The organism is Microcoleus sp. FACHB-SPT15 (assembly GCF_014849525.1).
Classification (GTDB): Bacteria; Cyanobacteriota; Cyanobacteriia; order Cyanobacteriales; family Coleofasciculaceae; genus Symplocastrum; species Symplocastrum torsivum.
Map to the genome: position 1 here is coordinate 167,261 of NZ_JACJNU010000007.1, position 21,564 is coordinate 188,824.

Sequence of the window (21,564 nt, forward strand, 5' to 3'; positions counted from 1 at the left end):
TACTGATGGCTACACCCTGCTGCAAACCGCCTTATTCCAAAAGTTGGATTTATGCCACCCTTCAAGAGCAAACCCCACAAAGTTTCCTACTATTAAAGAATAGCCTTTCAATTTTTCACAATCGTTTTTTTATCCTCACTCTCAATACTTTTTACAATTATGTCTTTTAACCCTCAACAAGAAAAAATCCTTGCAGCTTTTGTGACCGCCCTTGAAAAGCTAGATGAATCTTTGCCACTAGGACTACAAAAGCAGCTCAATGCCATTGGTCAGAACTTGGAAGCTAGGGTTGTGGAACTGCCTACCATCGCAGCCAGCCTGCCTTCTTTAAATCAGGCTTACCAGGTAGCTCTAGGAGATACACAAACGGACAAAGGCGAGCATGGCGCAACACTCGTTTCTATGAATCAGGATGGCAGCGCCAAACTTCGCGAACACGCTGCCCAAATTCTCACAGATTCAGACCCAGTTCAAGCTGCCCAGCGAAACCCATATCGAGGGTTAGGGCAAATTGCTACAAACCCATTCAAGCGCTTCTTTGGCAGGGGTTAGGAAAGAAACAACAGAGTTTGCCACTTTGGATCTCGCAAACTCTTCAAAGCAAAGCCGAACACATGAAGAGGTATTCGGAACTGCACTGGACGATAGATGCAATCTCCACCCGATAGCGTTGCGGAGCCTTGATTGCGAAGTGTAGCAGGGTGGAGTCGTTGAATTGGACAAAAAGGAAGGGTGAATCCGGGTAGTCTCGTTGCAGTTGTCGAAGCGATCGCACAATGCAACACAACAGCCTCCTTCGCTTCTACGAATGGAAGTAATTAATTAATGGGGTTGGTATTAAAGTTTGTTGCCAATCTGGTGCAAGAGACTCCATGAACTGCCGTACACAACTCTCAATATGAAAGTCTCTTTGCCCGAATCACCAATCACCAATCACCAGCCCCCACTCTCAAAACAGACCTCGCATTCTAATTGCGTCCGTCTCGGATTCTCAAGGAGAACATCTCATTACGCATACTCATCATTCGCTCAGTCATTGCATTGGTATTTCTAAGCATCTCCATTGCCATTCTTCTAATTTCAGGATTATCAGACTGAAGTAAGGGTAAGGCAGCATCCATCATCTCCATTTGTTGTATAACCATTCGATTGAGTGAGCGCAGCTCCTCAAATTGTCTTGCATCAATTTCTCCAGTATCTTCTGCAATCAGGAGCGGCTGGGACTGGACTTGACGAGTCTTCAATTCATTAGACTCAATCGGTTCGACCGCTTTGGCATTGGTCACTAAGGCAAGAGTGAAAAGAGTAGCTAATGCAGAGCTTTTTAGAAATAAGTTCATGGTAGATTATTCTCTCAATTAAGGTGTTTTGGAAGAGACGGATTCTTGGAAATCTTTCGACTTCTGCTTTAATGTTTAGATTAGGCAGCAAATCTGAGAAATTCCTGAAGATTAGGCTATAACCTTCCTGAGAAAATAGTTAGCTTTAATCCTGCTAAATTAAAGTGAAATTACGATAAAGCTCTACAGTCCAATGCGGATGGCAGTGGGTAAGTATAGTTGCTTGAGGTATTTCACAGCTCTCCTTTTGGGCGAAATGACCCATCTCTCAACCGAGTTACTGGGAGAAAGACGGCTCTTCAATTGACATCAAAAAATATTTGTACCCAAAGGACTATTATGTACATCTCGAACTAAATGGGATGCCATCATCTGCCTATCCTTTAGAGAAAGCTGAACAGGTAATGCAACTTATAAACTAATCAACAGATGAAAATTCTAAAGGGGTATGTTGTCAGTCTATTTGATAAAGAATTCATCTCGACAGGTTTAAAGACTGCTTTTTTCGTAGGTTCTCTGCTCTTTTTAATCAATCATGGTTTTGCCTTTTTGCGAGGAGAGATGAATTATGAGCGTTGGATTTCTGTATTGATGACTTACATCATGCCTTACCTGGTCAATGTTTATGGTCAATATTCTTATCGTCGTAAGCTGAGTAAGCGCAATTGACCTTAACACCTTGACGATAATCTCCGTCATTTGAAAGTGAGGCGAGTTCCTTATCCCTTTAGGTGGAACGGGAGAACATGCTGAATGCTGTACTTTCCGTTGTGACCTTGCCTAAAATGCGATCGCGTCCAAGTCTAGAGGAAAATTAATAGCGCGATCGCACTCATCATTTAACAGCATTCAGCAACTATTCGCAGCTCTACAAAAACTTTAATTTTAGTTACTGAGCGCTAGCGTTACTAGAAGGACGCAGAGGGGCATAGCCAAAAGTGGCATTAGCCATACGGCACCAAATAACGACAGATTTGAAGGAACTCAAATCGACAGTGTCAGGAATTGGGTAACGTTGGGCACCATTGTAATCACGTAAGCGACCTAGGTTGATCGCACTACCTAGATTTTGATAAGTCTGCGGTGGTTGTTCAGGAGTATCCAGGAGAACGTGTAAATCTGGCCCCTGATCACTTGTGCTAAAAGCCGCATCAATCTCTAAATAGCGATGCCCATTTTCTGTAACAATCCGAGCCTTGCCAGTAGTAGGCTTTTCCCCAGCCACAAAAGTTCCGGAGGCTAGGGCTACAGGCTGACTCTGCACCACAGTCGTACCAGAGTTACTTTGGGTAGACGTTGGACTAACGGCTCTTGAAGGTGAATTGGCTGACACTCCTGCTACATAGGCTGAGACGGATAAAGCACAGACTGCAAATGAAGTAGTTCCCAGTAGTAGCAATTGATTAAGCTTCATGCTTTCTAACTCGCTTAAGATAATCTTTCTTGAACTCAGTTATGAGGTGAGTTTCTAGGTTCTCAACAAGTTTGAATGAATAAACGTGGTAGAAAATGATTTTTATCTGAGAGTTTTAGGGGAAATTCTGAGAGGACGCTGAAAGTTTTCTTATCTAAAATGTCTATTAGAAGCTTTATAAAAGCCGTTCAATAAGTTCCTTTCAAACTTGTGTAGGCAAAATAATTGTAAAGGTACTGCCTTCACCAGGTTTGGATCTCACTGTAATACTACCGCTCATGCCTTCTACCAGAGTCTTCACAATGGCTAAACCCAAACCCTGACCCCCCGTAGAACTGGAACGGGCTTCATCCACTCGGTAGAAGCGGTCAAAAATGCGGCTCTGGTTCTGTAGCCCAATCCCAACACCGCGATCGCAGACTTGAATGATTGCCTGTCTATCAACACGCTCTAATTTCAAAACAATTGGCTGTTCGGGATCTGAGTATTTTACGGCATTATCAATCAGGTTAATCAACACTTGTTTGAGGCGATCGCGATCGGCAATCGCCTCAACATCAGTGGTTGTCGTAACTGTAAGCAATCGATTGCTAAACTTTTGTGCCATGCCTGCTACTTCTGCAACCAGATCGTTGAGTAGCACTGATTCTAGATGGAAGTGCATATAACCACTATCGGCACGCGCCAAATCTAGCAAATCTTCCAGCAGACGGACTGTGCGTTCAGCTTCGGAGGCAGCAGTCTCCAAGGCTTCTCGTTGATAGTCGTTAAAGTTTGTCCCTCGTCGCAGCAAGCTTTGCAAATAGCCCAGCACTACAGTTAACGGCGTTCGCAATTCATGAGAGACATTACTAACAAACTGGCGTTGCTGTTCCCAGGCATCGGAAAGTCGAGACAGCATCATGTTGAAGGTTTGAGCTAGTTCTTTCACTTCACTAGGGGCATGGCTTAATTGCAGCTTAGCCTTGCTTAAACCTTCTGCCGAGATTGCCCCAGCCATCTGGCTCATCTCCTGCAAGGGTTGAAGTGAACGCCGAATCCGAAATGCGATCGCACCCATCGTTACAATCGTTACCAAGATACAAACAATAGCAAGGCTCCGAGTGGCGGCAATTAACTGACGCTGATCGTTCGTCACATCTTGAGCCATGTACACCTTACCGAGGAGTATTCCCTTGATGATTACCGAACCTTGGCGCAACACTAGGTATCGCTCACCCACTTGGTGTACTTGGGGCTTAAGTGGCATCTCAGCAAGGGACATTAGTTGAGCCTTGGGGACAACAAAGGAAGCATTCAACCCTACTGATTGAGCCAGTAGTTGACCGTCTGAACCTTTGACCCAGATGAGCAAACCCGGCACCGATATATTATCAATTGTCTTTTGCAGTCCGGTTTTTATGGGTAGCATTTCGCTATAAAGCTCCACATCGCGGGGAAAGCGAACCGCAATGTATTCAACACTTTGCGTATGCGTCGTAATCAAAATCTGCTGCATTTTCCAGCTTGTCCAAACAGCAACACTCCCCAAGCCAAAAACTGAGAGAGCCGCAATTTCCAGCGTTAGACGAAGCTGTAGCGAAGAGGGATCAAGATGTCTTCGCTGAATTTGATTGATTGCTTCCCAAAATTTGCCGATCAGTTGCACATGATGCCTTCAGAAGCGAGATGCGTTTACCAACAAGGGGTTTCGCCCATTCGTTCAATTTAATGTAGGAATTCTATTTAGGCGATATATCCACTCTAGTTGAAGTGCTTTGTTGCAGAATGATGTAGCCCTAACGGATGCCTTAGTTTTTGCTGAGAAAACTGAGAATTGACAGGAGTTCAGAACGAAGTTAGAGAGCCGCACACGAAAGAATTTTAACTGGAAGCAAATGGGGTTTTATCATTTGGTCTCAGCCTACATTCAAGATTCTCTCAACCTAATCTCATCTGTCCTTGTTACAGCTTGGTAAGCTCAGAAAGATTAATAACGTCTGTACACAGGAAACATTGTGACTCGCCAAGGAAAACTGCATCATTTGACTAACAGAATTCCAGGGCAAATCTATCTCTGGCTTGCCATCCCAATCTTTGGTGCTTCCAGTGCAGTAACGCGAAGGCTTACAGAGATTGGTGCTCAAAATTTTGTGAATGGGCAAAATCCAATTTCTCTATGTAATGTTTTATTTGTGGGCAATCTCTGCGCCTTGATGGTTTTGATGTTACTTTACGGGCGAGAGTGGAAGCGGAGAACCTTAAGGCAACTGTCGAGGCAGGATTGGCTCAGTTTAGTTATCGTGGCAATTTTATCTGGCGCACTTGCCCCTGGTTTAATTTTTCAGGCACTGGCATTAACACAGGTCAACAATGTAGTTTTGATTGGCAGGTTAGAACCCCCACTGACGCTTGCCTTGTCTATTTGGTTCTTAGGAGAACGGGTGAATGGTTGGGAAATTGTGGGTGCGATCGCTTCCTTTATCGGCGTTGTCCTGACTATTTTCCTGCAACCGCCTGAAACAAACATGATGCAGGTAGGAGGATTCAGCATTGGGGTTGGTGAATTGTTAGTTGCGATCGCAGCGCTGGCGCTTGCCGTCTCTACGATTATTGGCAAAAAACGGCTCTCCAAAGTACCGTTAGGAATCTACAGTATTGTTCGGACTGGCTTGGGAACGGCAGTCTTCTTCGTGTCTGCTCTGGTACTTTACGGCAGTCACCATTTTATGGATGTCCTTTCACCGTTTCTGTGGCAGTGGATGCTAGCGTATGGTGTGGTAATTGTCGTCGTCGGTCAATCGTTGTGGACAGCTGGCTTGAGAGCCTCTACTGTTTCTACCGCATCGATCGTCAGCTCCTTTACGCCAGTTGCAGGTATCATAGCTGCTTATCTCGTTTTGGGAGAAGTCCCAAGCGCCGCTCAATATCTTGGCGGTAGTGTAATTTTAATCGGCATCATTGTGAGTCAAGTTGGTATTCATAAAAAGACCTCACGTAGAGTTATCGAAACAGTGAACTCTATGCAAGCGGAGCAAGCGATCGCAGGTAAAGTTGGATTCAAGGGTATTTGAACCACTCTTATGTTTTTATCAGTGTTGATGAGGAATGAACACTGATAAAAATCAGTTGCCTAGCCTCGGTAGCTGAACGCTGACAATAGTTCCGATGCCTACTTCAGACTGAATTATTAACTCACCAGCATGGGCTTTGACAATTCGTTTAACAATCGCTAATCCTAATCCGTTACCACAGGGCTTGGTAGTAAAAAACGGTGTACCGAGTTGGGAGAGGATGTCCGTGGGAATAGGATTGCCTGCGTTGTGAATGCTGATGCAGACTCGATCAGGACTTATGCCAAAATCAGTACGCCAAGTGATAACTTCGTCGTCAGCAACAGCTTCGCAAGCGTTTTCGATTAAGTTGATAAATACTTGTTTGAGTTTGTCGCAATCACCGAAAATCCAGGCTGAAGGCAACATTGAAACAAATTCAATTCTTCGTCCTTTAGCGGCGGGAAGTGTACGGATCGAATCAAGCATCCCAGTCACAAAATCGTTTACCTCCAGTGCCTGACATTCAAGTACCTGGCGTTTGGCGTAGAGCAAAATTTCATCCAGTAAACGCTTCAGTCGATCTGCTTCTTCAAGAGCTAGTACCAGACGGAGTTGGGCGTGTTCCGGAAGTTCTATCCGCCCTAAAGCACTCAGCCCCATCAGCACAGTCGTCAAGGGATTGCGAACCTCATGCACGATCATCGCCGCCAGCTCTCCAATTTCAGCTAAACGGGCAATCTCTTGCTCAGCCTGTTTGCGCTCATTCATTTCCGCTTGCAATTGCTCATTCGTCTGCCGAAGTTCAGCCGTTCTCTGTTCGACCTGAGCCTCCAACTGCTCGTTGGCTTCGATCAGTTGCGCCTGAGCCATTTGTAGTTCTTTGGTGCGTTGGGCAACTTCTGCCTCCAAGATTTGATTGAACTGACGCTGCTGCTGATAAAGCTGATAGTTGTCGATTGCCATCGCTGCTCGCTCAGCAAAGATTTCAGCTATTCGTACTTCTTGGTCTGTGAAACAGCGGGGCTGTCGCTGGAACGAGCAAATTGTCCCAATGACTTCTCCTATAGATGTCCGCAAAGGTACACCTAAATACGCTCGGTAGCCGTCTGGAGCTTGCCCATAATCTGTGCAGGCTTTGGCATCTTCAACGACCAGAGGAGCGCCAGTTGCAATGACAGTCCCTGTAAGCGTACCGTGCAGATTGTAAGCCCGATCTACGGCTTCACCCAAATCGAGCGTACTGGATAGGATTCGTTCTTGCCCGTCCTGACAAAGCGTTACCACAGACCAATCTAGCCCAATTAGTTCACTCACTCCTCGCGCCACGGCTTGGAGGTAATCCTTGAGTTCATCTGTCCGGTAACTCAGAGAGGACAGAACCTCTAATGCGTGCTGCTCTTGCTGCCAACGAAATGTATCTAGAGACACGACAACTCACTCCTCGACAAACTCGCGGCAATAGAACTCTGGGAAGTCGTTCACTCACTTTCACTTTCCCACATCGGCTATCGATACTTTAAACATGAATTTGTTAGGCAGTTTGTCAAACTGCTAACCAGACTGCAACAAACACGGCTACCGATGTACCAATAAAGTTGAAGCTCAGATTAATGTTGGTTTAAATCTGTAGAATGCCTAGCGGCTTCTGTTTGTTGTTCCTGTTTTACTCTACGAGAAAGTTGGGCAAATGTGGCTTCTAACAATTCGAGTTGTTGAGTAATTTGCTTGATGCGTTGAATGAGCAGGTCGAGAGGCGGTTTCATGTTAATAATTGTTCCAAAGTTACTTCATCGTTGAGAGAACGGTTTTTGTTGTCATAGTTCTAGGATGTACCTCAAATTTTAAGATTCTCCGATTAATAACTGAGAATCTTCTCAATGAGAACCGCTATAGGTACTTTACGTATTTGGGCAGTTGGCTAATTTTCTACAGAAACTATGTATCTTGAGTCTTAAGTAATAGACTTGTCTTGAAAATAAAGGCTGAAACGACGGAAAATAGTTCTCATTTGGAACTATTTTTATCCTTGTGTAGTGGTTAACTAAGGTGCTTGAGGAACAGCAGGTGCCTGAATGGTGCAAGGCTTCATCTCACACTGCTGTTCATAAAGCTTCTGCACGTAAGGCTCCTGCCAACTCAGTGGAACTTCCAACAAATCTCGTGTTCCAGTGATGCCTTGTCCAAGGAATAGTAAAAGGGCAAGACAACTCACAGCGATGTGAACGTTGCGCCAGCGATTTTTCCGGTCTTGGTAAATGTTTTGTACGATTGCTAGGGAAAAAATCATCAAGAGCGCGGCTGTCATACCGTAATAGTAGTGAGAAATGTACCACTGATCGGTTTTACGATAGATTCCATCTTGACAGCCAAGCACAACTAAAGCCATCCCAGTTAGTGTGGCAAAGATTCCCCGCCATAGTACTGGCTTTGCTTGGTAGAGCAGGACAAGGGAGGAAATCGCCACGGCAAAGATTAGTCCGATCAAGGCAACTTTGAAGGGTTCTTTATCCCAAACTTGGTTGTCTAAAATATTGCCACTAATATCGACAGCTAATGCTAGTAAGACAATACCAACAACAGCACCCGTAAGCCAGCGACCAAGCTGGACATGCTCCTGTCCCACAACTGGCGGAATCTTACTTTTTCCTTGGAGGGTTTGCAATCGCCGCTGTCGAACTTGCCAAGCGCGGTTCACGACAACTCCAATCAATGGAAAGACTACAACTACGGCAAAGAACGGATGCAGTAATATAAGCAAATCTTTGTTCATCGAAATTCTCCGAGAAACCCTACCGTTCTAGGGCAGGGAGGGACAGGAGTAGCAATCTTCGCGGTTCGATGCCGCCAAGATTGCCAAACAATCTATGCCTCTGACAGATGTCTTGATAAAATGTGAGGCATGGAAAAGGCTTACAGCTATCGTTTTTACCCAAATTCTGAGCAAGAAAATCTCTTGCGTCGGACATTGGGCTGTGTCCGGTTGGTCTACAACCGAGCCTTGGCAGCGAGAACTGAAGCCTGGTATGAACGACAAGAGCGAATTGATTATGTTCAAAGCTCTACCCTGTTGACCGGATGGAAGAAACAAGACGACCTCCAGTTTTTGAACGAGATTAGCTGTGTTCCACTTCAACAAGGCTTGAGACATCTTCAAACCGCTTTCAGCAACTTCTTTACAGGTCGGGCGAAATATCCTAACTTCAAAAAGAAGAATTATGGCGGGAGTGCGGAGTTCACCAAGTCTGCATTTAAGTGGAAAGATGACAAAGTGTTTCTGGCAAAGAGTCAAGAACCCTTGAACATTCGCTGGTCTAGACGGTTGCCAGAAGGTGTTGAGCCATCCACTGTTACAGTTAGGTTGAATCGGTCTGGACAGTGGTATGTAAGTCTGCGATTTGATGACCCTAGAGATTTGACGCTTAAACCGGCTCAACAATCCGTTGGGTTGGATGCTGGAATCAGCAGTCTGGTCACACTGAGTACAGGTGAAAAGGTTGCCAATCCTAAACACTTTGACAAGCGCAAAAAGCAACTGCGACGAGCGCAAAAAGCCTTGAGCCGTAAGCAAAAAGGCTCTCACAATCGGGATAAAGCGCGGGTAAAAGTTGCCCGGATTCAGCAACAGATTTCCAATTCCAGAAAAGACCATTTGCACAAACTGACAACAAGGTTGATTCGTGAAAATCAAACGATTGCCGTTGAGTCGTTGGCAGTAAAAAACATGGTCACAAACCACAAACTCGCCCGTTCCATCAGTGATGCTGGATGGGGTGAGATGGTTCGGCAACTGGAATATAAAGCCAAGTGGTACGGTCGAGACTTGGTGAAGATTGACCAATGGTTTCCCAGTTCTAAACGCTGTGGCAACTGTGGTCACGTTATTGAGCGCTTGCCGTTGAACATCCGACAATGGGCTTGTCCTGAGTGTGCGGCACACCACGACCGGGACATCAACGCCGCTCAAAATATTCTCGCCGCAGGGCTTGCGGTGATAGTCTGTGGAGCGAACGTAAGACCTGATGGGCATAAGTCTAAAGGGCAGTTGCGAAAAACCAGCAATGGAAAGAAGCAGAAAACCAAGTCGTGAGTCTTGGGAATCCTCGTGCGTTTACGCCGAGGAGGATGTCAACTGAAACCTCTAGCAGAAGTGGGAACTCAAGGCAGCATGAACTAGGTAAAGATTACGGAACGTTGAACCTAGAAAATGAAGCAGATCGTGTGACAAATCTGCCGAGTAGCCGTGGAACTGAGCAAAATTTACGAGCTAAGCGCTGCGTATCCAAAGGTGGCATTGAATTGGCGGCACCAGATGGACACAGACTTGTAATCCTCTAGCTTGACATCGTCAGGAATGACGTAGCTCTGAGCACCATTGAACTTCTGTAAGCGCCCCAAACTCACATAATCTCCCTCTTTAATGGAAGCGGGTGGTGCTTCGGTGCGATACAAGATCACGTATAAATCGGGTCCTTGACTGGAAGTTTCAAAGGCTTGATCAAGCTCCAAAACCTGCTTACCATCACGAGTCACAATTTGCGCTGTGCCAGTAGTCGGATGCTCAGCTTTGACGAAAGTCCCAGATCTTATGGCATTCTGATTCTGTGCAATCGGTTCAGCCGCTGTGGGTTGTTCCGCCTGAGTCAAGGGCTGATTGGTCAGTGTTGCTCCACAACTACTCAGGGTCAACACTAAGACAGCACCAAGCATTGTGAAATAGTTCAATCTCATAAAGACACCATCTAGAAGTCATCCACTTATTTGTCATCATGAGCGCTGTCACTGAAGTGCATCTGAAACTAAACTAGACTTTCTCTGAATTTAATCCTTGAAGGGATTCAGGCTAATCTCAGGACTTTCTCAGACAATGGTGGTGTTGCCTGCACATTAGGTGCATTTCTTGGATAAAACAGCCAACAGACTAGTAGGTTAACGATAGTTATGACGGCACATATTCTCTTGGTCGAAGATGAAATAAAACTGGCTCGATTTATAGAACTAGAACTCAGCAGCGAGGGCTATCGCGTCAGTGTGGCAAATGATGGGATGGCTGGGTTGACACTAGCGCGAGAGTCAGCACCGGAGTTGATGATTCTTGATTGGATGCTGCCGGGGTTGTCTGGAATAGAAGTGTGCCGTCGCCTCCGAGCAACCGGAAACAAAGTTCCTGTGATTTTGCTAACGGCAAGAGATGAAGTGAGCGATCGCGTGACGGGGTTAGATGCTGGTGCTGATGATTATCTGGTTAAACCTTTCAGCATTGAAGAACTGTTAGCCAGAGTCCGTGCTCATCTGCGTCGCACTCAGGAAGTTGACTTGGATGTGTTGCAGTTTGAAGACTTGAGCTTAAATCGCCGCACCCGTGAAGTTTTTCGAGGCAAACGGGCGATCGAGTTAACTGCAAAAGAATTTGACTTACTCGATTACTTACTCTCGCATCCCCGGCAAGTGTACACGCGAGATCAAATTTTGGAACGGGTCTGGGGTTACGACTTTGGAGGTGATTCTAATATTATTGAAGTCTATGTTCGCTACCTGCGCCTCAAGCTCGAAGAAAACAACGAAAAGCGCTTGATTCACACTGTGCGTAGTGTTGGATATGTATTAAGGGAGTAGTAATATATCCTCTACATAGAGTGATGAAAGAGCGTTAGTATTCAATTCAATTCCTCAGTAATCGCAAACCACTTAAGGTTACGAGTACTGTAGACCCTTCATGTCCAATTACACCTAAAGGCATGGTGATATTACCCGCAAAATTAGCTATCAATAGTAAGACAATAAAACTCAAAGCAAAGGTAATATTTTGTTTGACAATGTTTTGTGAACGTCGTCCTAAGCGAATTGCATGTTCTAGTTTTTCCAAACGATCTGCCATTAAAACAATATCAGCCGTTTCTAAAGCAACATCACTACCCGCTACTCCCATTGCAATACCGACAGAGGCTTGAGCGAGAGCTGGTGCGTCGTTGATACCATCTCCTACCATGGCAACAGTTTGATATTGCCGTTGTAAGCGTCGAATCACGCTCACTTTATCTTCAGGTAGGAGTTCAGCATAAACTTGATCAACGCCTAGTTGTTGGGCAACGCTTTCGGCTGTACGCTGATTGTCACCTGTTAGCATGACAATCTGTTCAATACCTAGCTGTTTTAAGCGCTTAAGGGTAGTGGCAGCACTAGGTCGGATTGTATCTGCGATCGCAATAATTCCAAGCAGTTGTCCTGCATAAGCAACCCAAATAACCGTTTTTCCTTCTGCTTCTAATTCTTGTGCATGAGTGTGGAGAGTTGAAGAGGGCAGGTTTTGTTGAGAAGTAATTTGTTTTCCAGTAAGTGTATCTTCTAAACCCACCCCTACAGGAATTTTTGGCTTCTCTACAAAAGTCGCTTTCCCTGCTAGAACTAGTTGCCCCTCAACCTCACCGCTAATCCCTTGACCAATTTCGGCTTTGACGTTGGCAACTGGTGGTAATTCTAGCTTTGAAAGCTGGGCGGCTTGGGCGATCGCTTGTCCGATAGGATGTTCTGAATAGGCTTCCAACGCTGCCCCAATTTGCAAGACACGGTTTTCTGTTTGCCCTGCGGCTGGGATAATTTGAACGACTTGGAGATTGCCAGTTGTCAGCGTACCAGTTTTATCAAATGCGATCGCTTTTACTCGCCCCATCATCTCCAACTGAGCGCCTGTTTTAAATAAAATCCCCTGTCGTGCGCCATTCGCAATCCCCGATAGCAGTGTCGGCATAATCGAAGCCATCAACGCGCAAGGTGACGCAACTACTAGAAAAATTAAGGCTCGATAAATAGTCGTTTCCCAACCCCAATTCAGCAACAGTGGCGGCAGAGTCGCTAGCAGTATCCCAGCAATCACAATAACCTGAGCATAGCCTCGCTCAAAGCGTTCAATAAACAATTGAGAAGGAGGCGCTTCAGTTTGCGCTTGCTTCACTAACTGAATTACCCGTTGAATCAAGCTACTTTCTGGTGGTTGATGCACTCTCAGCCGTAAAGCACCATTACCATTAATCGTGCCAGCAAAAACTTCATCTCCTACCGTCTTCTCCACAGGCAAAGACTCACCCGTAATTGATGCCTCATTCAAAGCGCTGTACCCTTCTACAACAATCGCATCTGTAGGAATCAGTTCTCCTGGTTTGACTAATACTTCGTCTCCCACTTGGAGTTTTTCAACAGGAATCATCTGTTCAGTACCAGGCAGCAATACCCTTGCGGTATCGGGCGTTACCGCCATCAAGCTGCGGATATTGCGCTCCGTTCGCTGCATTGCATAGCCTTCCAAGGCACCACTAAAGGCGAAGATTAGAATTAACACTGCGCCATCAACGATTAAATAGTATTCCTTTCGCCACAATCCTAAAGAAGCTGCTCCCAGTGCAGCGACAATCATTAATAGGTCAACATCAAGTTGTTTTTCTTCAAAAAGAGTTGTCAGTCCCTCGCGAGTGCTTTCATAGCCTCCGATGACATAGGCGGCTGGGAGAACTAGCAACGCTAGTCCAACCCAATTCAGGTGTAGTGCAAGCCAGCCAAGGGGGACAAGAATTCCACAAATAGCGGCGGCTACAGCATCGGGATGTTCTTTGATCAGTTGGCTGAGGTGGGGGGGTGAGACAGAACGTTGAGCCATCGGAGGAGTAGGTGCAATCTGACGACTTCCTCAGCCTAAACCTTGACATCAGTGTTAATGTCAAGGCATGAGCGTCATTTGTAGGGGCGCACAGTTGTGCGCCCCTACAAGATCTGGCGGTAGTGCGTAGTCCTGAGGGAAAACCCTTTCCCTTTTCCCTAAAACCGATTCATTGAATAGGCGACTTAAATGCACAACAGCTTAGCCCATGCAAAATCAGTACTTAACGATTAAAGAACTCACAGAAGCGGTTGGTGATGGAATTACTCCTAGAATGGTGCGGCATTATCATGCGTCTGGATTGTTACCTCCAGCCGTGCGATCGCAAAGTAACTATCGACTTTATTCCCTAGATGATGTGAAGCGACTGCAACGGATTGTTGCCCTGAAAAAACAAGGCTTTCAGTTATCGCATATTGGGAATTTACTTGATGCAGATTCTGATACTGCTGTTGACACCCTAACGACTCAACTACAACAGCAATATCACCTAGTGATTCAAAAACTTGGACGACTGCGACGTACCGCCTCAGCATTGGAAGGATTACTAGGACGCGATCGCCATTGCCAAGAGGTTCAAGCGGAAGCACTAGCTCAACTACGACACCTTGATGTTGAGAGTAAAGATGCCTCTCTAGAAGATGGATTAGATGCATTAGAGCAACTTTGGGATGGCTTGGATGCAGCGACTGACGCTCACCCGGAAGCCTTCACTGAATCGTTGCAACAGCTTTTACCTGATTTATCCGACCGTTCGGAGATTGAAGTAGACTTGCTCTCAAAACTGGTATTGGCGACGGGGGATGTAAGTTTAGTGCAGTTTGTACGAATTGGTGCAGGGGCAATTGCCGCCTCGCGTGAAGCTCTCAAAGCGGGTTGCCAAGTTATTACTGATGTTCCAGCCGTGGGGAGTGCCATTGACCAAACTCGCCTCGCTCATTTAGGCTGCAAGCTAGAAACCCTAATTGCTAATCCTCACATCACTACAGCAGCAGAAGCCGAAACTACCTTCTGGCATCATGACCAATGGCAAGAACGATTGCAACACTTACCATCAGGCTGTGTTTTGGTAGTTGGGTATGCTCCTTCTGTTCTCATGTCAGTGGTTGTTGCAATTGAAAAAGGTCAACTACAACCCGCCTTGGTGATTGGGATGCCAATTGGGTTTAGCCATGCACCAGCCGCGAAGCGACGGTTGATGCGCTCAGGCGTTCCCTTTATCACCATTGAAGGAAGCTTAGGCGGTGGTTTACTGGCAGCCGTTACATTGAATGCTTTAGCAGCATCATTAATTGAGAAGCCAGACTGTCATTGTTATTTAAAGTAACGACTACTTTTCACTTCAAGAGAGTAGACATTCGGCTATAAATAACGGATTCGACCTTTGAGAAGATAAGTTGTCATTTCCCCTTTACCTTTAATCAAGATATGACTTCGCTTTTCAAAGAAAAACTGCTCCTTTAATCGTTCGTAGGTAGCATCTGTCACTTGAATTTCACCAGGAATTCCATTCGACTCCATCCGAGAAGCTGTATTTACCGTGTCACCCCAGAGATCGTAAATGAATTTAGCTAGACCAATCACTCCTGCGACTACTGGGCCTGTATTGATACCAATTCGGATTTCAAAGGTTTCGTTGATGTGGCGATTAACGCTCTCCAGTTCGGCTTGCATATCCAGTGCCATTTGTGCGATCGCTTCTGCATGATCGGTACGAGGAGTTGGCAAACCGCCAACCACCATATAGGCATCCCCAATCGTCTTGATTTTCTCCAAGCCATGCTGCTGGGCTAATTCGTCAAAGTGAGAGAAAATGATGTTGAGAACGTTTACCAACTCTTCAGGTGTCTTTCTGGAGCAAAACTCCGTAAAACCTACAAGGTCTGCAAATAAAACACTGACCTCTTCAAAACGTTCAGCAATTACCCGTTCTCCCTGTTGTAACCGTTTGGCGATGGATGCCGGGAGAATATTAAGCAATAATTTCTCAGTTTCTTCCTGCTGAAATTTTAGTGCCTCCTGAATCAATATACGTTCTGTAATCTCAGAAATCGTCCCTTCGTAATACAGTAGCGTCCCTTGAGCATCGCGCACAGCACGAGTGTTTTCTGAAATCCAAATCACCTCACCGTTTTTGCGATAGACCAAAGACTCAAACCCCTTCACCTCATTGTTGGCTGAAAGCTCAGCAATATACTGCTGATGGCGGTTAGAATCCACATAAACTTGCCGCCCAATGTCTTCAATACTTTCTAGCAAATCTTCTGGCGAATCATAGCCGTAAATCCTTGCCAGAGCTGGATTAGCACTTTTGTAGCGTCCATCCGGCGTAGACTGAAAAATACCCTCGATCGCATTTTCGACAATATCGTGATAGTTCTCTTCGGCTATTCGCAAAGCCACTTCAGCTTGTTTTCGTCCAACCAGTGAACCGAGTTGTGTGGCAGCGACATTCACTAACTCTACCCAATGCGACTGTTCAGAACTGACCGATTTCATAAAGAAAACCAAAATTGCTAATACTTGGTCATCAACCAAAATCGGCACACCAAAACCTGCTTTTATTCCTGTGGCAGTTAGGTAAAGACGTTGAAAAATTGGCTCTTGTTCAACAGAAACATCTTCAATCCACTCCGGTTTCTTGGATAACCAAATCCTTCCTGGTAGTGCAATACCGGGAGCAAAGGTAAGGTTTAAGCTAGAGTGTATAAATTCTTCTAAACTTGGGTCGCTGGCATACCCACCTTGAGAGCATTCCAGGAGTGTGTTGTCTGCATTCGGAATCCAAGCTTCTCCCAAATCTGCACCAATTGTTTTGCAACAGGAACGCACAATGATTGATAACGCTGATTCAAAGTCATCTGCTTCAGCAATCGCTTGAGTTGTCGAGAGTAAGAACAGAATTTCTGCTTCGGCGCGTTCCCGCACAGCAATTTCAGCAGAGAGTTGAAGATTTTGCGTTTCTAGTTTCTGGGTGCGTTCTTGGACTTTTAGTTCTAAGGTTTGGGCATGGCTTTCTAATGCTTGGTAGGAGAGTTGCAACTTGTGCCAGAGGAGATAACCACGACTCAAAATCCATGTACTAACGAAGGCGAGGAATGGTGAAACGGTAGTTATCCACCAACCCCCTAAAAAAGAGAGATAAGCGCTGCCGATTAAACTAAGGCTGACAGTAGCAATTAGAACAATCGTCCAACGAAGCTGCACTTTCCATCCAAATCCCGCCCCGACACCCGACCAAAGAAGAACCCACAACCATTCCAACGGTTCCGGTACGCCTCTTAGAAGTTGTCTGCCATCCAAGGCAGCACTCAAAATTTGACTGGTGAGGTTGGCGTGTAGCTCAACACCCGCCCATAGCGTCTGAGGATCAGTTGTGTAGGGGGTATAGAACGTATCTTTCAGACTTTCAGCAACTACGCCAATCAACACGATTCGCCCCCGCATTAGATTGGCAGGAACTCTATCTTCTAGAACGTCAGTCAGGGAAATTTTTGGTACTCCCCCACGCAATCGCTGAAAGTTAGCTAAAATCTGAAACCCGCCTACATCAGCACGGACGTAACCGCCTTCGTTCTCCTGAAGTGGCAGGAATTCAGCCATACCCAGCTTAATCAGAGTTGAGTCTTTGCCACTCGCTTCAGGTGTAATATTTTGAGCTTCCAAATAGGCTAATGCTAGCTTTAGCCCCAGCGTCATGCTGGTTTTGCCGTTCGGGTCACGCACTGATAGGAGGTGACGACGGACTTTGCCATCAGTATCCAAAACGAGATCGCTGGCAGCAACTTGATTTCGCTCCCGAAGCACGGGGGGTGAAGCCACCTCTGGTTTGTTACCATCGCTGAGTACCTTTTCAATACCAATCAAATTCGGCGTAGAGGCATAGACTTGTAGTAATTCCTGGTGTCCCGGTTCTACTAGGAGATCGCGATACAGATCTAGTCCGATTAAAGCAGGTTGCTGTGTTTTGAGCTTTTGTATCAGTTTGGCGAGTGTGGCATCTGACATGGGCCACTGTTTCAAGCGCGAGATATCTGGCTCGTCAATGGTGACAATGACGACGCGGGATTCTCCAGATTCTGCCGGACGCAGGCGAAACCATTGGTCTAAAAGCGCAGATTCGAGCAACTGCAAAGTTCCAGACCATTGCAGTGTCAGAACGGCTCCCGTTACACCGATAACAATGATTCCGATGCCACGCGATCGCAAAAGTCTCGTGACGCTTGCCCACATCTAAGTGTCTTGCCTCTAGCCGAGTGGTACTTGATTACTCGGTTATACTGCGATTCCGAGGGTTTGTTTGCAATTCTATGGCAAAGCCAAGCTGATCGCTTCCAAGCCCACCGATTGTAACAACCCGGCTTGGAGCGCTGCCAATTTGGGATTATTTGGTTCCGTGCGTTGTAGTTCCACCAAGGTTGTTAACGCATCGTACCAAAAGCCCTGTTTAGCATAGACAGAGACGCGATCAATTGCGGCAACACTAGCTAGCTGCTGCTTTAAGTTCTCACTCACTTCAGCGCGTTCAATCCAACCACCGACAACCAAGTCTTGGGTGCGATCGCTTGGAGTGCAAACCAGAGCAACACTCCAGTAGTAAGGTTTATCCTGTGCCAATGCTGGTGCTGTCTCTGGTAAGCGAATATTGACTAAACCCGCTTGTTGAGATACAGGAAGATTCACTTGGTAAATGCCGTTCATTTGCTCGTCAAACAAGCTGAATTCCACCGATTGAGCCGTTGTCTGTGGTAGATAAACAAAGAAACTCGGTTGCGGTGCTTGAGTTAGCCCAAGGTGATGCCCAGGGCTAAGAGCCGTTAGGGAACTAGATGTTGCAGTGGGACTAGACAAGCAAGCTGTCTGGACAGGGCGCGAACCGCCGCCAACTGTACCACCACGGGGGGCATCTCTACCGGGAGGGGGTTCAAAGCTTGCGATCGCGTAACTATCTGCCCATGCCTTTGTTGTCAACTGAGGTACCAGCGTTGATAACGATATCAAAGCTAAGATCAACCTCAAGGTACATTTAGCAACAGTCATAACTTTGTAACCTTTTGAGAGTAAGTGGTGAAGAAATTAACGCTAGTAGAAGAAGTAAACCACCCAACATCTAAGGAAGTAAAACGTTGATAAAGCTAGATTCAGAGAACTTGCCAGTTTTGAGACAGGTTTAGTTGGTCAGGAATTAGGTTTTAAAGCAGCAACTTAAAAACCAGAGTTTTTTACTATTCCATGTTTTAGAGTAGGTTAGACTAACAAAACTCTAAAAACATTTGGTTCGTAGTAATTTTATAGGCTGGTACTACTTAATTCATCCGCTATATAGCTGAACTTTACGTAATTACTAATTCTTTTAATTGATGTGCAGCTAATTGGCTAGCCTCTTAGGGCAAGCAAACTGCCGATCACCCCCAACGTCTCAAGCGACATTTAAACGTGCGACAGCTTACAACCAATTCCCAACAAGAATAAATGGTGCCCAGTAGTAGGGATGGCTGAATAGGGGTTGCTTGAGTAAATAAAGTTGAGCCAGTCGCACCGCTTCGGCTTTAGTGACTTCGGGTTTGAGCAGTTCTTGGTAGAATTGCACCATAAACTCTGCCGTTGACTGATCGCTAACTGTCCAAAGAGAGGCAAGGGTACTACGAGCACCCGATCGCACTGCCACTCCAGCCAATCCTAGAGCCGCCCGTTTATCCCCTTTAGCCGTTTGGCAAGCACTCAGCACGAGTAATTCAAGCGGTGGTGAGTTCGACAAATCTCGGTTAAAGAGCAAGGTATTCAATTGTTTAACATCAATACGCCCATCCCAGGTAAGAATAAATGTTTCTGAAGCTTTGGAACTAAATTGTCCATGCGTTGCCAGGTGCATCACCGAGAAGGGCTGCGTTCCCACCTTGTCTTGCACTGCCGCCGCCGTGAATTGCTGATTGAGCAAAACTGAGGCAGGAACTTTAAGACTGATTTCACTCACTTCCTGCTGGACACCGGGTAAAGGGGAGAACTCCTGAGTGCCTTCAGTGAGTCCGCCAACTAACATTTTGAACTGATTCTGGGCAAAGGGTTGAGGCGGTAATAACTGCAAGCTGGGTGCGATCGCAATCCGGTAGTGTTCGATCAAAAACTGCTTGCCATCATACAAAGCTGCCATCGGGAGATTCCGTAATGAGCCATCCAAAACAAATACCAGCGTTTTAATCGATTGACGTGTGAGATCAGCGATCACAGGTTGCACCAACCACGTATAAATTTCTTGAGCGATAGGTAATCGCTCTTGGGCAAACGAGGTACTTCTTAGGGATTGACGCATCCGGTTGCTGACATCTTCCACCTGTTGTTGAGACACAGGTGTGGCATAGTGGCGTAGTGGTTGACCCGGAAGTGAGAGAATAACTTCAAGGCGATCGCGCAGGATAATTGGGTAAATCACAGCGGCGCTTGGATCGACTTTCTCTATCGGTTGAGGTTGACTGTCTAGACAAGCCTCCCGAAAAAAATTGGAAAGTTCAGCCAACTGAAGGGCTTCAATCGTTGCTCGTGCAGAGGAAAGGTTTTTTTGCTGTTGTTCTTGGGGCAAATCCGGCGTGTCTTGCAACAACAAGTCCACCAGTTCCCGATAAACGGGTTCAATACGTTCCCGAAAGGAGAACTGCACATCCTGCTCAGTGGCAACCAAATCTTGACGTAAGGATTGCAGGGTATTCACCGCTTCGGTATAGGATGCGATCGCGCGAGCATAGGCAGAACCGTTTCCTTCGCGTTCATTCGCTGTCTTTACAAGTAGTCGTCCCATTTGCCACTGCCACTGATAAGCAATCTCCGGTGCCCGAAGCGCTTGCACTAAGTTCAGTGCTTGCTGAGTTAGGCGTTTAGCTTCCTCCCACTGCTGTGTTTGTTCGTAAAGCTGTCCCAAACGCCCTAATGCATACGATTCGGCACGAGGATTACCTAAATGTTTTGCCTGGTTTTGTGCTGTAGCTAAAAGTTGAGCCGCTGTAGTGGCTGAGTGAGGATCAAGTTTAACAAGACTTTCTACTAGCTCAATTTGAGCGTAAATTGTGGTTGTCGTGACAGGTAAATTAGCTAGCTGAGCTTGAATAGACGGTAATAGGTTTTGGGCTTCGGCGCGGCGATTCAGTTGAATCAACTGTTCTAGCTGCTGAATTTGGGCTTGCAGTCTCACTGGACTGTTGTCGGTGGCAGCTTGTTGGTAAAATTCTAGGGCAGCTTGGGGCTGGGCTTGGGCTTCGGCAAGATTACCTAAACTCAGCAAAACCACCTGAGTATCTGCTATTAGCTGCAGTTTTTGAGCCACATCTAGACTCTCCTGTAAGACTTTTTCGGAGGCGGCAAAATCACCACTCAGTCGCAAGATGTTGCCTAAGTTCAAAAGTCCAGCGACTTTAAGTTGAGAATCGCTTTGAGTCGCTAAAGACGCTTCTACCTGTTCTAAGCTAGCTTTAGCGAGGCGATAAAACCCCAATATCTGTAAGGCTCTTGCCTGATTGATTTGGGTACCAATTTCACCTGTGCGATCGCCTATTTCTTGATACAGCCTTTGTGCTTCTTGCCACGTTTTTAGGGCTGTTTCTGATTGTCCTAAGCTTAGCTGTAGTTGTCCCTGATTGTTGAGAATCTGAGCTTGAATTAAGGATGGGGAGGTTGGGGAAATTAGGGTAATGGCTTCATTAATTGCTGTTTGGGCTTGCTGTTGCTGTCCGAGTTGCTGATAAGCCAGAGCAAGATAACTTAATACTAAGGCTTGATTTCGGGTATCTCCTTGTGACTGAAACTCAGATGCAGCAGTTTTCCAAACATTAGTCGCTTCTAAGAATTGTCCGGCTTGGTAGAAGGCTTGTCCCGTCTGGAGTTGAGTATCACCTTGCCGCGTTGAGGCGAAGTGGTTGTGTTCAAGGGGAATTATCCCAATTTGGTTTAAGTTCGACACATTTTCTTGAATTGCTCCCCCCTTAGCAAGGAGGGTTGGGGGGGTATGAAATAGGCTCTTGTCTAACCCAATTACTATAATGCGATCGCTTGTCGCCGCATTCACGCCCACAGCGATCATTAACCCTAAAACTATGCAGAACATCAATACTAACCATTTCGGCATAGTAGTTTTGGACA

Annotated in this window: 17 protein-coding genes; 6 read left to right on the forward strand and 11 right to left on the reverse strand. The window is 46.0% G+C overall.

The window, feature by feature from the left end; genetic code table 11:
• Positions 1-159: 159 nt before the first annotated feature.
• Entirely contained in the window at positions 160-552 is a 393-nt protein-coding gene (locus H6F98_RS03305; RefSeq protein ID WP_199348262.1) for a hypothetical protein, read from the forward strand.
• 416 nt (positions 553-968) lie between these two features.
• Here the strand turns inward: H6F98_RS03305 and H6F98_RS03310 are convergent, their stop codons facing one another.
• On the reverse strand, positions 969-1,340 hold the full coding sequence (locus tag H6F98_RS03310) for a hypothetical protein (protein WP_192217245.1): 372 nt from the start codon (positions 1,338-1,340) through the stop codon (positions 969-971).
• 429 nt (positions 1,341-1,769) lie between these two features.
• On the opposite strand from H6F98_RS03310, the gene nrtS reads away from it, so the two are divergent.
• The gene (nrtS, locus tag H6F98_RS03315; protein ID WP_192217246.1) at positions 1,770-2,009 is read left to right on the forward strand and encodes a nitrate/nitrite transporter NrtS; all 240 of its coding nucleotides are present in this window, start codon (positions 1,770-1,772) and stop codon (positions 2,007-2,009) included.
• A 220-nt stretch (positions 2,010-2,229) separates the two neighbouring features.
• Here the strand turns inward: nrtS and H6F98_RS03320 are convergent, their stop codons facing one another.
• Both H6F98_RS03320 and H6F98_RS03325 read right to left on the reverse strand, forming a co-directional pair.
• Entirely contained in the window at positions 2,230-2,754 is a 525-nt protein-coding gene (locus H6F98_RS03320; protein ID WP_192217247.1) for a DM13 domain-containing protein, read from the reverse strand.
• A gap of 202 nt (positions 2,755-2,956) precedes the next feature.
• Complete coding sequence (locus H6F98_RS03325) at positions 2,957-4,402, reverse strand: cell wall metabolism sensor histidine kinase WalK (protein ID WP_192217248.1); 1,446 nt, start codon at positions 4,400-4,402, stop codon at positions 2,957-2,959.
• Positions 4,403-4,751: 349 nt separating this feature from the next.
• Between H6F98_RS03325 and H6F98_RS03330 the strand changes: the two genes are divergently transcribed.
• Positions 4,752-5,807 carry a DMT family transporter gene (locus H6F98_RS03330; protein ID WP_192217249.1) on the forward strand — a complete coding sequence of 352 codons (1,056 nt, stop codon included), beginning with the start codon at positions 4,752-4,754 and terminating at the stop codon, positions 5,805-5,807.
• Between the two features lie 51 nt (positions 5,808-5,858).
• Here H6F98_RS03330 and H6F98_RS03335 read toward each other — a convergent pair whose 3' ends face one another.
• The 3 genes from H6F98_RS03335 to H6F98_RS03345 form a co-directional block, all read right to left on the reverse strand.
• Positions 5,859-7,217 (reverse strand): ATP-binding protein, encoded by a 1,359-nt coding sequence (locus H6F98_RS03335; protein WP_192217250.1) that lies wholly within the window; start codon positions 7,215-7,217, stop codon positions 5,859-5,861.
• Positions 7,218-7,396: 179 nt separating this feature from the next.
• Positions 7,397-7,552, reverse strand: coding sequence for a hypothetical protein (locus H6F98_RS03340; protein WP_192217251.1), 156 nt, complete (start codon positions 7,550-7,552; stop codon positions 7,397-7,399).
• 278 nt (positions 7,553-7,830) lie between these two features.
• A complete protein-coding gene (locus H6F98_RS03345) occupies positions 7,831-8,559 on the reverse strand; it encodes a DUF4079 domain-containing protein (protein ID WP_192217252.1) in 729 nt (242 codons plus the stop codon).
• A gap of 129 nt (positions 8,560-8,688) precedes the next feature.
• Here H6F98_RS03345 and H6F98_RS03350 point away from each other — a divergent pair, with 129 nt between their 5' ends.
• Positions 8,689-9,876 (forward strand): RNA-guided endonuclease TnpB family protein, encoded by a 1,188-nt coding sequence (locus H6F98_RS03350; protein ID WP_192217253.1) that lies wholly within the window; start codon positions 8,689-8,691, stop codon positions 9,874-9,876.
• Between the two features lie 170 nt (positions 9,877-10,046).
• Here the strand turns inward: H6F98_RS03350 and H6F98_RS03355 are convergent, their stop codons facing one another.
• Positions 10,047-10,517: a DM13 domain-containing protein gene (locus H6F98_RS03355; RefSeq protein WP_192217254.1), complete on the reverse strand. Its 471-nt coding sequence runs from the start codon at positions 10,515-10,517 to the stop codon at positions 10,047-10,049.
• Positions 10,518-10,727: 210 nt separating this feature from the next.
• Here H6F98_RS03355 and H6F98_RS03360 point away from each other — a divergent pair, with 210 nt between their 5' ends.
• Positions 10,728-11,402: a response regulator transcription factor gene (locus H6F98_RS03360; protein WP_192217255.1), complete on the forward strand. Its 675-nt coding sequence runs from the start codon at positions 10,728-10,730 to the stop codon at positions 11,400-11,402.
• 46 nt (positions 11,403-11,448) lie between these two features.
• On the opposite strand, the gene H6F98_RS03365 is transcribed toward H6F98_RS03360, so the two are convergent.
• Entirely contained in the window at positions 11,449-13,437 is a 1,989-nt protein-coding gene (locus H6F98_RS03365) for a heavy metal translocating P-type ATPase (RefSeq protein WP_192217256.1), read from the reverse strand.
• A gap of 208 nt (positions 13,438-13,645) precedes the next feature.
• On the opposite strand from H6F98_RS03365, the gene H6F98_RS03370 reads away from it, so the two are divergent.
• Positions 13,646-14,764: a precorrin-8X methylmutase gene (locus H6F98_RS03370; protein WP_192217257.1), complete on the forward strand. Its 1,119-nt coding sequence runs from the start codon at positions 13,646-13,648 to the stop codon at positions 14,762-14,764.
• A 35-nt stretch (positions 14,765-14,799) separates the two neighbouring features.
• Here H6F98_RS03370 and H6F98_RS32655 read toward each other — a convergent pair whose 3' ends face one another.
• The 3 genes from H6F98_RS32655 to H6F98_RS03390 form a co-directional block, all read right to left on the reverse strand.
• Positions 14,800-17,670 (reverse strand): adenylate/guanylate cyclase domain-containing protein, encoded by a 2,871-nt coding sequence (locus H6F98_RS32655; protein WP_199348263.1) that lies wholly within the window; start codon positions 17,668-17,670, stop codon positions 14,800-14,802.
• 75 nt (positions 17,671-17,745) lie between these two features.
• Positions 17,746-18,477: a DUF928 domain-containing protein gene (locus H6F98_RS03385; RefSeq protein ID WP_192217258.1), complete on the reverse strand. Its 732-nt coding sequence runs from the start codon at positions 18,475-18,477 to the stop codon at positions 17,746-17,748.
• A gap of 406 nt (positions 18,478-18,883) precedes the next feature.
• The gene (locus tag H6F98_RS03390) at positions 18,884-21,550 is read right to left on the reverse strand and encodes a CHAT domain-containing protein (protein WP_242058314.1); all 2,667 of its coding nucleotides are present in this window, start codon (positions 21,548-21,550) and stop codon (positions 18,884-18,886) included.
• Between the last annotated feature and the right edge of the window lie 14 nt (positions 21,551-21,564).